Annotated in this window: 7 protein-coding genes; 1 reads left to right on the top strand and 6 read right to left on the bottom strand. The window is 59.3% G+C overall.

Annotation, left to right across the window (positions count from 1 at the left end):
• Nucleotides 1-81 precede the first annotated feature (81 nt).
• Complete coding sequence (locus tag FA90_RS24280) at nucleotides 82-3,348, bottom strand: PAS domain S-box protein (RefSeq protein WP_239701097.1); 3,267 nt, start codon at nucleotides 3,346-3,348, stop codon at nucleotides 82-84.
• 928 nt (nucleotides 3,349-4,276) lie between these two features.
• Here FA90_RS24280 and FA90_RS24275 point away from each other — a divergent pair.
• A complete protein-coding gene (locus FA90_RS24275; RefSeq protein ID WP_036177572.1) occupies nucleotides 4,277-6,394 on the top strand; it encodes an EAL domain-containing protein in 2,118 nt (705 codons plus the stop codon).
• Nucleotides 6,395-6,744: 350 nt separating this feature from the next.
• On the opposite strand, the gene FA90_RS24270 is transcribed toward FA90_RS24275, so the two are convergent.
• From FA90_RS24270 to FA90_RS24250, 5 genes are all read right to left on the bottom strand, one after another.
• Nucleotides 6,745-7,521: an EAL domain-containing protein gene (locus FA90_RS24270; protein WP_036177341.1), complete on the bottom strand. Its 777-nt coding sequence runs from the start codon at nucleotides 7,519-7,521 to the stop codon at nucleotides 6,745-6,747.
• A gap of 195 nt (nucleotides 7,522-7,716) precedes the next feature.
• Nucleotides 7,717-8,268 (bottom strand): GGDEF domain-containing protein, encoded by a 552-nt coding sequence (locus FA90_RS25965; RefSeq protein WP_081934144.1) that lies wholly within the window; start codon nucleotides 8,266-8,268, stop codon nucleotides 7,717-7,719.
• Nucleotides 8,244-9,644, bottom strand: coding sequence for a cache domain-containing protein (locus FA90_RS24260; RefSeq protein ID WP_081934143.1), 1,401 nt, complete (start codon nucleotides 9,642-9,644; stop codon nucleotides 8,244-8,246). Before FA90_RS24260 ends, FA90_RS25965 begins: the two co-directional genes overlap by 25 nt.
• A 382-nt stretch (nucleotides 9,645-10,026) precedes the next feature.
• The gene (locus tag FA90_RS24255) at nucleotides 10,027-11,715 is read right to left on the bottom strand and encodes a response regulator (protein ID WP_156116912.1); all 1,689 of its coding nucleotides are present in this window, start codon (nucleotides 11,713-11,715) and stop codon (nucleotides 10,027-10,029) included.
• The gene (locus FA90_RS24250; protein WP_036177328.1) at nucleotides 11,702-13,207 is read right to left on the bottom strand and encodes an ATPase domain-containing protein; all 1,506 of its coding nucleotides are present in this window, start codon (nucleotides 13,205-13,207) and stop codon (nucleotides 11,702-11,704) included. The genes FA90_RS24255 and FA90_RS24250 overlap by 14 nt, the downstream gene beginning before the upstream one ends.
• Nucleotides 13,208-13,347: the final 140 nt, after the last annotated feature.

The following is a 13,347-nucleotide window of genomic DNA, read 5'->3' as shown; positions in this document are numbered from 1 at the left end:
CAGCTTGCGTGAACAGACCGAAGATGTTCGGCAGCGGCTCGGTTGCGATGCCAACGTCGTTGGCCTGACTTCCACGCTGTGTTAAGCCGTTTCGGAACCCAAAGATGCCAGCGTCGCGCGCAACGTGTCTAGCGTATAGGGTTTGGCCAACGCGCTTGCGCCTGCGACGTTGATGGCGCTGCCAAAGCCACTCGCAACCACTACCCGAATCTGTGGAAACCGAGCCTTCGCGAACTGCGCCAAATCCTCCCCCTGAATGCCCGGCAGTTGCTTGTCGGTCATCAGGATATGGACCTCGCGTGACAAATGCCGCATCGCTTCTTCAGCGCTTGCCACCGCGACAACTTGGTAGCCCAGGAATTCGATCATGTCGCGCGTATTTTCACGGATGGCTTCTTCGTCTTCGACCAAAAGCACGCGCAGGGCCGTGGCCACAGAAGCTGGCACGAGCACAGCCGCTTGCGCAACTACGTCGTGAGACGAAGGTTTAGGCGGCTTGCCGATCCGCTTCTGCTTTTCATTACCCAACACATGGCGGATCTTGCGCGCCAAGCTTTCCTTCGTGTAAGGCTTGCCGATCAATTCGACGCCCCGATCGAGGCGTCCCCCGTGTACGATCGCGTTCTCGGTATAACCGGAAGTAAATAGCACAGCCAGTTCCGGCAGCCGTTCCTTCGCCTTACGCGCCAGCTCTGGGCTGCGCAGCGGACCAGGCATGACGACGTCGGTAAACAGCAGGTCGATTGGTACGCCACTGTCGACCACGGTCAGCGCAGCGCTGGCGTCCGGCGCCTTGAGCACGCGATAACCTAGCTCGGTTAGCATATCGACCACGGTTACGCGCACCGCTTCATCGTCCTCGACGACAAGCACCGTTTCGCTGCCTCCGACTACCGGTTGCGTGTCGAGCGAGACATAATTGTCTTCCGCCTCAAGCGTGCGTGGCAGGTAAAGCTTGATGGTCGTGCCCTCTCCGACTTCGCTGTAGATCTTGATATGGCCGCCGGACTGTTTGACCAGGCCGTACACCATCGACAGGCCGAGACCTGTCCCCTTCCCTTCGGCCTTGGTCGAGAAAAACGGTTCGAACGCTTGGTGGATCACCTCCGGTGACATGCCACTGCCGGTGTCGCTGATCGCGATCGCCACGTACTGACCTGGTGCCACGTCCGGATGGGTAGCGCAATAAGCTGCGTCCAGCATGGCGTTGTTCACTTCTACCGTTAGCCGACCGCTGCCCGCCATCGCATCGCGCGCGTTGATAGCCAGGTTGAGGACGGCATTCTCGAGTTGCACCACGTCGACAGCCGTGCTCCACAACCCGCCCGAGATCACGGTCTCGATCTCGATTTCTTCGCCCAGGCTACGGCGCAGCATGTCTTCCATACCTGTAATCAGGCGACCGACCTTGACTACCTTGGGTTCGAGCGGCTGCTTGCGCGCGAAGGCAAGCAGCGAGCTCGCCAACTTGGCGCCGCGCTGGACGCTGGCCAGGGCGTTCTCGACCCGCTTGCGGCTGGCAGGCATCTCGCGCACGTCCGGTGCAAGCAGCTGCAGGTTGCCCGAAATGACCTGCAACAGGTTGTTGAAGTCGTGAGCCACGCCCCCGGTGAGTTTGCCGATGGTTTCCATCTTTTGCGACTGCTGCAGCGCCGCTTCGGTGCGTCGCATCGCTTCTGCATGCTGCAGGTCGGCCGTGATATCGCGCCCGATCGCGTGAATGAAATTCGCGTCCGGCACCGCGGTCCAGGAAAGCGTGCAATAGCTGCCGTCTTTGCGCCGATAGCGGTTCTCGAAACGATAGGTGTGTCCTCCGGTGCTCAATGCGCTGACCTGATCAATGGTGGTCTGTACGTCATCGGGATGCACCAAGTCGAGGAAGGATTTGCCGGCAACGTCCTGCTCGCGCCAGCCGAGCGTCGACGTGAAGGCCGGATTCACTGTCGTCAGCGCGGAATTGAAGTCGGCGACCAGCATGATGTCCTTCGACAGACGCCAGATACGGTCGCGCTCGGCAGTGCGCGCCGAAATTTGCTCTTCCAGCGTAGCGTTTAGCGTTACTAACGCTTGCGCTGTCGACTTCTGATCCTCGATATCGGTGTTACTGCCGATCCAGCGCACGACCTGGCCCGCGGCGTTGCGCATTGGCAAGGCGCGTACCAAATGCCAGCGGAAAGTCCCATCATGGCGACGGATACGGAACTCGACCTCATAGTTGGTGCCAGTTGCAATCGATTCGCTCCAGCGCTGCGTAACGATCTCGACATCGTCCGGGTGAATAATGGCACCCCAGCCATCGCCATCGAGCTCGCCTGCGCGTGCGCCTGAGTACTCGTACACGCGGTCGTTGAACCAGTCCAGCTCGCCGCTTGCCGGCGCAGTCCACACATGGTGCGGCATCGCCTGGGCAAAGGTGCGGAACTTGGCTTCACTCTCGCGCAGTGCCGATTCGGCGAGGATGCGTTCGGTCACGTCCGAACCCTGGACGAAGATACCGAATACACGGCCCTGCTCATCCTTTAGAGGCTGATAGACAAAGTCGAGATAGCGCGGCGTCGATGGCGTTACTTTCCCGGTTTCGAGCTGAAATGGCGTTGCCTGCCCCGTCACCGCCTGGCCGCTTGCGTACACGCGGTCGAGCGTCTCGAAATAGCCCTGAGTGGCTAACTCGGGCAGAACCTCGCGCGCGCTGCGGCCATTCCACTCACGCTCGCCGATCAGCTCCTTGAAAGCGGCGTTGACCAGGTCGAAGCGGTGCTCAGCGCCGGTTAGCAGCGCCATGAAGCCGGGCGCCTGTTCGAACATCGCACCGAGCCGTGCCTGCTCGCCCTGGACATGGCGCTCGGCCCGCACCTTGGCCGTCGTCTCGATCACGACTGCGATCACGCCGGCGATCTCGCCATCCTCGAAGCGCGCCGGCGAATAGTCCAGGTTCATCCAGACCTGTTCCGGCTTGCCGCTGCGGTGTAGGGTGAGCTCCTGGTCCGTATAGCTCAATATTCCGCCCGCCATCACGACGTTCATGACGTTGTCGTTGAACGACGCAACTTCCGGCCATCCTTCGCGCACTTTCGAGCCGAGCAGCTGCGGATGGCGCCCACCGGCAAATTCTGAATACCGGTCGTTGTAGATCATGTAGCCGTCCGGTCCCCATAGCGTCACGATGGGCACTGGCGAACGCAGGATGAATGCAACGATCGTCTTCAGTCCAATCGGCCACTGCTCGATTGGCCCCAGTCCAGTATCAATCCACGGAAATGCGCGAATTAGGGCTGCAGTCTTGCCGCCGCCATCAAGGAAATTCAAAGGGTTGTACGACATAACATATGCATAGCGGGCAAAATGCATATTCTACTTTCTGACCGACTGCGATGCCGAGTTATCGTTACAAAACGCGCATTTTCTGTTGCGCATCGCCCGTAGCTTCTTGGTTCGACTACGCGCCGATTACCTTCGCGCCTAGACGACTGGCCAAGGTATAAGCGGATCGCCATCGTCGACGACAACGAATCTGCGGCGATCATGCTGGCGATGTAGCTCGAGAGCATGGCCACGAAGTGCTGATGCTGCACAGCGCGTGCACAGCGGTCGGTGCGCTTCCGGCGTGGCGATCTGATGTCTGCCCGCTCAACATCGGCCTACCGGACATCGACGGGCACGGAATGGGGCGGCACCTGCGCGGCCGCGCGGCGATGGCGGGAAGAGGTACTTTGCCAAGACATCAGTGTAAGGTACCGATTATTGTCACCCATAGCGGTGCCGATACGACCGTCCATTAGCCCAACGGCAGCAGTTCTCTGCACCAATCGGTCGACAGCTCGACCGCCGCCGAGCCAGACACGGACGCCGGCATTTTTGCGGACGAGGAGCTCGGCCGCACCGACGGGCGCACTTTCACCTGCGGCTCCGCGATGAAAGAACGGGCGGCGTACTGGCCGAGCACTGGACCGTGCACGGCACTGGATATGCCTGATTAGGCGGTGGAGCGTGCAGCGCCCATGTCGACATGCGTGGCCCCAAGACGAGCGAAGAGATACTGCGCTTTTTCAGCGACTGCCTAACAGTATGAGTGGTCAGGCAGCTGCCCTAACAGGGCCGTTCCTCGGCGCGCGCAACAAGCATCTTCGTGCAGAACGGCCTTAGAACGCTGTGTGCGCCATACTCGATGCAGTGTTTCCAGTCTTCTTGCCGAGCATGACGCGCTTACCGGTCTTGCCCGGATATGCATCGAAACTTGCACCGCCTGCCCCGACATGCGATGCCGACGGGGGTTTTCATGGATGAGATCAGTCAAAGGCTTTACTTTGCGCTGGAGGCTGCAAGGATGTCGGTGTGGGATTCCACGCTCATCGACGGCCGTGTGTTGTCGAGTGTGATCAATTGGTCGCCGGACGGCATGGCACTGCTGGGGTTGCCCCAAAAACTTTGCCGCATGCCATTTTCTGACTACCTGTCGTTTATCCATCCCGACGACCGCACCGCTGTCGTCGACACGATGCAGACGCATGTCGATCGCTGCCTCGGCTACGAGACGAGCTATCGCATCCGGCGAGCCGATGGCGAGGAGCGATGGCTGCGTGCAAAGGCCCGGCCCGTGTGCGAATCCGCCGTCCCCGTCGGTACGCTGGGACTGATCTGGGATGACACTGAACGCAAGATGCAGGAGCTGGCCATCCACGAGCAAAAGGAATTGGCCGAAGTCACACTGGCGTCGATTGCAGATGCCGTCATCACCACTGATCGGAAAGGCCATGTACGCTCGCTCAATCGCGTGGCCGAGCATTTGACGGGCTGGAGCAAGCTAGACGCTGAAGGCAAACCCATCAACGAGCTAATGCACCTGATCGACGAGGTCAACGGCGGGGTGGTCGAGAATCCGGTGACACGCTGCCTGCGTACGCGAACGACCGTGGGTGTTTCGTCGCGGACCCGATTGGTTACGCGCGATTGCCGCACAGTCTCGATCGAAGATTCGGCCGCGCCCATCTGGTCTAGTAATGGCGAGCTGCTCGGCGCTGTGGCCGTATTTCGCGACGTCAGCCACGAACGAGAACTGGCGCGCCAGGTCCGCTGGCAAGCTGCCCACGATGCATTGACGGGGCTGATCAATCGACGCGAGTTCGAAAAGGAGGTCGCACATGCATTGTCCAGCGCCAAGAGCGAAAGGCAACACCACGCGCTGCTCTACCTGGACCTCGACCGCTTTAAGGTCGTCAACGATACCTGCGGCCATGCTGCCGGCGATGTGCTGCTGCAGACACTGTCACATATGTTGCAAGACCGGATGCGCGACAGCGATATCCTCGCGCGCCTCGGCGGCGACGAACTGGGTGTGCTGCTTAAGCATTGTCCGTTGCCGCGCGCCCTCCTACTGGCCGAGGGCATTCGCCAGACCATCCAAGATTTCCGTTTTTCCTGGGGTGGACACACGTTCAGTTTGGGTGTGTCGGTAGGGCTGGTCGAAATCTCGCCTGACAGCAGCAGTACCAGCGAATTGCTGATGGCGGCTGACCAGGCCTGCTACCTGGCCAAGGAAGCCGGGCGCAACCGCATTCGCGTGTACCACGAAACTGACGCGCTGCTGGCACAGCGGCGCAGCGAGGTGCAATGGGTAACCCGGCTGAACGATGCATTCACCCATGATCGGTTTCGGTTGTTCGGCCAGCCGATCATACCGTTGGGGAGCGGATCCGGACACCATGAGGAGGTGCTCATCCGCATCGCCAGCCAGGATGAAACACTGATTCTGCCAGGAGCCTTCATTCCGGCTGCCGAACGTTACGACCTGATGGCGTCGCTCGACCGCTGGGTCATTACCCATGTCTGCCGGCATATCGAGAAAGAGAACTCGGGCGCGCGGGACGGTAACGCGTCCGGCTTCGACCGTATACCCGCCATGTATTCGATCAACCTCTCGGGGATGTCACTCAACGACGACGGCATGTTCGACCACATTGTCCACCAGTTTAGCGAGCATGGGGTCGAACCGCGGCAGATCTGTTTTGAAATTACCGAGACTGCCATCATCGCAAACCTACCCAAGGCACAAGATTTTATGGCGCGCTGCCGACAACTAGGCTGCCTGTTTTCTCTCGACGATTTTGGAAGCGGATTATCCTCGTTCGCGTATCTGCGTTCGCTACCGGTCGACTTCCTAAAGATCGACGGAGTATTTGTCCGCGATATCGCGAATAACCGGATACATCGTGCAATGGTGAAGGCTATCAATGAAGTCGGCCACGAAATGGGGATTCGCACCGTGGCCGAGTACGTCGAGGATGATTTGACGTTGGACGTCATACGCCAGCTCGGCGTCGACTATGCGCAGGGCTACGCCGTGGGCCGGCTCCGCAACCTTCTGTCACCATTCGCAGATCGCAATCGACCGACCTAGGTAAAGCAGGATTCCCAATGAATGGCGTACGGTGCGTGGAGGACGAAGATACTGGGCTGAACGGCCAAGGCTAGTCGGAAGCGAATTGCTTCGCGTAAGAGCAATTTTTGCAAAAGTACAACGCGTCGGAAACAATCGCCGCCGCCGTGTCTGACTTGCGCGAGAGCGTAGAGACGGTTCGACTCGCCTTTGGACGTGCAGGACGCGTCTCCTCGCATTCTATAATGGCTATACGCGCTCGGGTGGAGCCGCGGCCAAACATCGTCGGTTCGGCAAGCCAAAGCCCTTATGGTCGATGTCAAGCCGGTGCTCTCGCGATGGATCGGCTGTCGCGGCGCCTCCCTAGGAAGCTAGGGCCGAGACCAAGCCATCGGATCGACAGCGGCGATCGCTCTAAAAGCGGGACGCGCAAAAAGAAACCCCTGCATGAGATCAATGCCCAAGCTCGAAAGACAGTCGCGTTCATCGAAAGTCTCTACCCCTTCCGCAAGCGCAACGATGCCCAACTTTTCGCACAGGTTGACAATGTTCTCAACGATGATTTGTTTGGTTTTGTTGGCATCGATATCGCGAATGAGATCGATGTCGATTTTCACGATGTCCGGCTGAAAGCGGGCGAGCAAATTCAACCCTGCGTATCCGGCTCCGAAGTCGTCAATGGCGGTTTTGATGCCAAGCTTGCGATATTCTCGAAAGATCCGCACCAGCGTTTCAGCGTCGACTAATTTTTCGCTTTCCGTCACCTCAAAAATCAGTCGCGACAATTCAAACCCGCAGTTTGCGGCGGCGCGTAGTGTCCGTTGGATGCACGCTCTGGGATTGGCGACCGCGTTAGGAATGAAATTGATGGACAACGACTCGCCCATTTGAAGGGCGGCGGCTTGCTCAATCGCCCGAGTTCTGCATTCTTGGTCAAACCGGTGGCGGTTTTCCCAAGTGACTTGGCTGAGCACGGAGTTAGCCGGTTGACCTTCTGGCCCCCTGGCCAACGCCTCATGGGCAAACACGGTTTGCTTTTCAAACGAGACGATCGGCTGGAAGGCGAATGCGAACTCGATGCCAGCTACGCCCTCCCCACACTTGCCGCACTCGTTTTGAGTGGAAACCTCAGTCTTGACTACGCGCATGGCGGGCCTCCACGGTGTGACGCAATGCTCGCGCAAAATTGCGCCAGCGAGCCTTAATTTTACTCTCAGCAATTGGTCAAAGACGTTGTTTGTGTCTATATGTGGACATTTATATGTATCGAGTGATGTCAGCCCAAGAGATCAAACATTTTTCTTTATGAAGCTCGAAGGAAATGCGCCAACGTTGGCAGACCTTCAATGTGGGCAGCCTGTGGCAAAGCCTCCCCGACCCGCACGTTTGGCAGCATACAAGGCTTCATCGGCTCGTCTCAAAATCCCGTCGGCGTCGTCATCTTCGCCCGACGACACAGCGATTCCAATGCTTGTCGACGCGTGAAGCGGCGCGCCCGCAATAAAAAATGGAGCGCGCATGGCCTCGATGATTTTTTGCGCGACAGCCTGCGCACACGCCGGTTGCTCGCCTCCCTCAAGGACGATCACAAATTCGTCTCCAGCGAGCCGACCGACCAAATCCGTTTCACGTACGGACGATTGAAGCCGCCGGCCGAACTCCCGCAGTGCTTCGTCTCCGCTAGCATGGCCTAGTGAGTCATTGATCGACTTGAAATGATCGATGTCCAAGAACAAACATGCGGTTGCGGACGCTCCCCGCCTTGAACGCGCCAGAGCCTCGCCCAACCGCTCGTAAAGTTGCGCTCGATTGGGTAGTCCCGTCAAGGAGTCGACTCGGGCGAACGCGCTCAGGCGATGCTGAACGTCTTTCATTTCGGTGATGTCGATCCCCATCGTGTAAAACCCAACGTCTTGCCCGATTCGTCCACATCTGGGGTGTATTCAAATTTGAAACAGCGCTGTGACGGCCCAACGTTGACCGCGCGCTCGAAACTGACTCGCGCGCCACCCAAGGCCGCGCGCACTTCGGGAACAATCGACGCGTGGATCTCCGGACCTAAGACATCGCGCATTGAGCACCCGTCCATTTGATCGGCCGCCGGGCCCAGAAGCGTTCGATATAGAGAGTTGTGAAAGACATAGCGCTCGCTCGCGTCGACATAAGAAACCAGGGCCGGGAGCGTGTCGGCGATCATCCGTGCACGTTTTTCCCCGCGAGCCCGCTCATCGCGCGCCGTCCGCAGCTCGGCGTTGAGCCGTTGTTGCTCTGCATGGCTTAGTTCGAGACGCAGGATGTTTCGCAAAGCGAAGCGACCGCTCAGCACGAGAGCCAAGACAACGATGCCCAATGCTCCGGCTGCGATGGCACCATCTCGGGGGATGGCCCTCCGCCATGAATCCACCGCGATCCCGACAATGACGACAAGACCAGTGTCCCCTACTTTCTGATACGAGAACACGCGCTGTTGCCCATCGATCGGACTGCGCGCCTCATAATTTCCGTTCGAGGCCGCTTTCCAATGACGATAAAAGTCCGCATTGAAAAGGCTCGTCGCGAAGGATTGCTCAAAAAGCGGGACTCGCGCCACGATTTTGCCGCTCGCATGAAGCAGCGTGATCGAAAGCGTCGGCTGAAACAAGGCGCTGCCGAAAACACTGGCGATGGCCGCGGCGTCGACCGAGGCGACAACGACCCCCAAAAATTCGCGCTCTGGAGAGAACACACCCCGGCTCAGGAAGAAAAGACGGCGTCCCGAAACACGGCCCCATTGTGGCTCTCCCACATACAAACCAGCACCGTCGTCTTTCAGATGTGTTCTGAAATATTCACGATCCGCAAAAGATACGCCGGCGATGGGCAGCCCGTTGGATGCAGCCACTCCCACGCCGTGAGCGTCGATGAAGTGAATCCAAAAACTCGTATCTGAATCGCTCGCCGACGTCGTCAGGATCTGCTGCGCGCGCTGCTTGTTTTTCAACGCTTGCGCCCCAAGCGCTTCTAGCGCCTCAGCCGACCTCAACAAAGACAAGTCGATGACGCGCATTTCGCTCTCGACGTGCGCACTCATGGCGCGCGAAAAGCTTCGCGTCCGGTCCAAGGCAGCGTCGCGATCAGCTTGCACGCCGGCTGCGATTTTCCAAGAAATGAGAGCCGCCAACAAAGCGATGAGCAGCGATGAGCTGAGAATGAAGCGCTTTTTGAATTGAGCGTAGGATGATCTCAGCATGTGTTCGGATATGGATGAGCCTGACGCTTCGCCGCCGAGCATAATTTCGTCAGTGCGGTGAATCTGCGACGTTTAGCGAGTGATCGCTTGTCTGGTACGCCCAAGATTACCATGCTACCCAGATAATGCTCGACAGCTCCTCCACATGAGCGGCCATCGATTTGGCGACCACCCCGATCATCGCCAGGTCTGCCGCGCGCTTCGCTTGCTCGGCTACGATGATCTTCCATCTAAGCAAAGCAAACAGAAGAACGGCAAGCGCCACGTATCCGCCGCAAGCTTGCGGCGAAATTGATAGTAACCTCGGTAGTCGCCATCCATGGGCGCGCTCCTGAGCCGCGCTTCTGCTGGGCGCAGGAGAATTCGGCAAACTCTTCATACATCGCGCGAGCCGCGGCCCACGCGCGCATGGCTGTGGAAAGGTTTATCTAGGACTTGCGCGTCTGTTCGCAGCCCGGGACACGGCCGCGCTAAGCTCGGCCAATTGGAACGGCTTGCGCAGCACACGATTGGCTCCAACGGCGTCTTCAATCGCGCTCATGTCGGCGTACCCAGTCGCCACCAACACGGCCAAGTCAGGAAACATCTCGCGCGCCTTGACGACAAGCTGCACGCCGTTCATACCCGGCATCAAGTAATCGGTAAAAAGCAATTGCGGCCTGGCCATAACCAGCGCGTCAAGCCCGGCACGACCGCTGCTCGCTTGCGACACGTCGCAGCCCAGAGCCATTAGCGCGTCGACGATGCCCGCACGCACGGCGTCGTCATCCTCCACCACCAAGATTTTGAATCCACCCAACGGAACCGCGGCCGCGTCAGGCGACGCCTGATCTGCGTCCGAGCCGGCAACTGAGCGCATCCATATCTCAATGGTCGCCCCCGCGCCTTGCACGCTGCGCGCCGACACCGCGCCGCCGGACTGTTGGGCCATGCCATAAACTTGGCTCAAGCCCAGGCCCGTGCCCTTCCCAACGTCCTTGGTCGTGAAAAACGGCTCGAACACTTTGGCCACGACCTCCGGCGACATGCCGGAACCGTTGTCGCTGACTGCAACGCGGACAAAGGCTTGGTCGGAAGCCAAGCCGGCCGGAGGCGTGGCAAGCGAGGCATGAAAGGAAAGTCGACCTTTTCCATCCATCGCGTCACGAGCATTTACCGCGAGGTTGAGCAAAGCCATTTCCATCTGACTTGCGTCGGCTAAAACACTGTCCACGCCAGCCTCGATTACAAAATCGAGCTCCACGCCTGCGCCCAGTATGGGTGGCGCCAATTCCGACACCACCTCAAACATCGTCTTGACGGACAACGGCTGCAAATCAAGCGATTGGTTGCGCGCGAAGGTCAGCAGCTGGCCGGTCAGTTTTGCGCCGCGCTTGCAGGCCGCCTGCGCCGTTTTGGCTCGGGCTTTGGTAATGTCTTCCTTGGAAAACAAGCCGATGAGATCCATGTTGCCTTGGATGACGTTGAGCAGATTATTGAAGTCGTGGGCAACCCCGCCGGTGAACCGCCCGAGGAATTCGAGCTTCTGGGCTTGGATCATCGCTTGCTGAGCGCGCTCGCGCTCCATCATTTCGGCCGCCAAGCGATCGTTGGCGCGAGCAAGCTCGAGCGATCGCTCGTGAACGCGCGCCTCCAAATGCTCGTTCAGGAAAGCCAGCTCTCGGCTTACCGTTTCCCTTTGGGCCATGATTGTCCGCGCTTCGTATTGGCGGCGGCGCGCGCGCAACGAGGACGCGGCGGCGGCGGCCAAAGTGTCGGAGCTCAAAGGCCGTTCGAGCAAAATCACGTTGCCCAACCGAGCCAACGTTTCTTGGAGCTGGACCGGGGCCGATCCCGCGCGCTTCGCCAGCAGCAGCACGAATGGAAAGTCCGACCAAGGCTCTTGCTTGCCGATCCATTCGACGATGCGCTGACGCGCATCGGGCGTCAGCGCTTCCTCGGCCAACATCGCTGCGGCCGCCCCAAGCCCCATCGCTTCCATGAGCTCGTCCACGTCTCGAACTATTTGAGCGTAAAGCCCATGGCGCGCAACGACGCCGGCGATCACCTCGGCGTCGCGCCCGCGCGGCGCCAGAATCAAGACCCGCTGCTCGCGAAGCTCAATCGTCGGCACGGGGATTGTCCATCATGGCTGTCGAGCCTTTGTAGGTCGGAAGGCCCGTAAGGACGCCTTCGAACCCCTGCAAAGCCTCGCCGATCTCAATGCCGCCAGCCCCCAGCAGGAGCTCATGGATCGTGAGCGCGTGGTTGGTCGTCCGGCTTTTGGAGACCGTGATCGCGCGACGAAGCTTGCCATCAGCCTCAAAATAGCGCAGCAGCACGGTGGAGTCCGCCAAGTAGCTAAGGTCGACGTCGCGCGACATCTCGCCAACGATCCCATGCTCGCCAAGAATCAGGGTCGTCGTCACGCCCTTCTGATTCAAATACGAGAGGAGCTCGTGCATTTGCAGCAGCAAAAACTGCTCGCCGGGCATTGCCTGCAAATAAGCATTCAGGCTGTCGATGGCGATAAAGTTGGCCCGGTCGAGCTCGACGGCATCGCGCAGCATTTGCGCGAATTCGCCCGGCGAGAGTTCCGCCGGGTCCACATGCCTTACGGTCAGCCGGCCCGCGTCTTGGTGCGAACGCAAGTCCATGCCCAGCGACGCCGAGCGCGCGAAGAACGTTCCCAGTCCCTCGTCGAACAAGTAGTAAAAAGCGCGTTCGCCGCGCTCCAACGCCGTCAACATGCAACGGACCACGGTCGTGGTTTTTCCCACGCCCGAGGGTCCAATGAAGAGCGTGTTGGTGCCCGCGACCAGGCCGCCGCCAAGAAGCGCGTCGAGCCCTTCGCAACCGGTCGAGCGAGTGATTGGCTCAAAAGCGGCGGAATGCTCGGAAGCGACAATCCGGGGAAACATGCGAACGCCTCCCGTGTCGAGAACGTAGTCGTGATAGCCGCCCCGAAACTTGATCCCTCGCATCTTCATTATGTTGACACGCCGGCGCTCCTTGCCAAACTCCTGAGCCATCTGTTCAAGGCTCACCACGCCGTGCGCGATGCTGTGCAAGTGCTGGTCCGACGCGCTGGTTTTGTCGTCCAACATAAGGACTGTGCATTCGCGCGACGAGAAGAACTGTTTGAGCCCAAGGATCTGACGGCGGTAGCGCAGCGGGTTCTGAGCCAGCAATCGCATCTCCGACAGGCTGTCGAAAACGACCCGGCTCGGCCGCTGCTCTTCTACCTGCGCCATGACGCCGCGCGCCGTCTCGCCCAGCTCTATTTCGGAAGGATGAAGCACTGACTGCTGCGCGTCGGGATCGAGCGCTTCGCTGCTGGCAAGCTCGAAAATCGCAGTGTTCTCCAACGACCAGCCATGGCTCTCGGCCACGGCCCAGAGCTCGTCGGCGGTTTCCGACAAAGTGATGTAAAGCCCCTTTTCGCCACGGGTCAGGCCGTCGAGAAGGAATTGCAAACCGATCGTCGTCTTTCCAGTCCCGGGAGTGCCCTCGACCAGATAGATTCGTTCAGCCGTCAGCCCACCGCCGAGTATGTCGTCCAATCCGGGCACTCCAGTGGGGATGCAACGCGTAGGCTTGCGCGAAGGAAACGACAATTGTGGCATTGAGACCGTCCAGTTTAAAAACGGGCATCCCCCGTCAGGCAACGCACCATAGCAGGCGAATCAAGCCGAGATTATAGGTTCAATTGCTCTCAGCGGTTCGCGAAGAACGGCGATACGTCAAAACTTTGAGGAAATTGATT

The organism is Massilia sp. 9096, from assembly GCF_000745265.1.
In the GTDB taxonomy this organism is placed as follows: Bacteria; Pseudomonadota; Gammaproteobacteria; order Burkholderiales; family Burkholderiaceae_D; genus Telluria.
The sequence above is the reverse complement of the archived record's forward strand: the minus strand, read 5'-3'. Positions and strand labels throughout refer to the sequence as shown.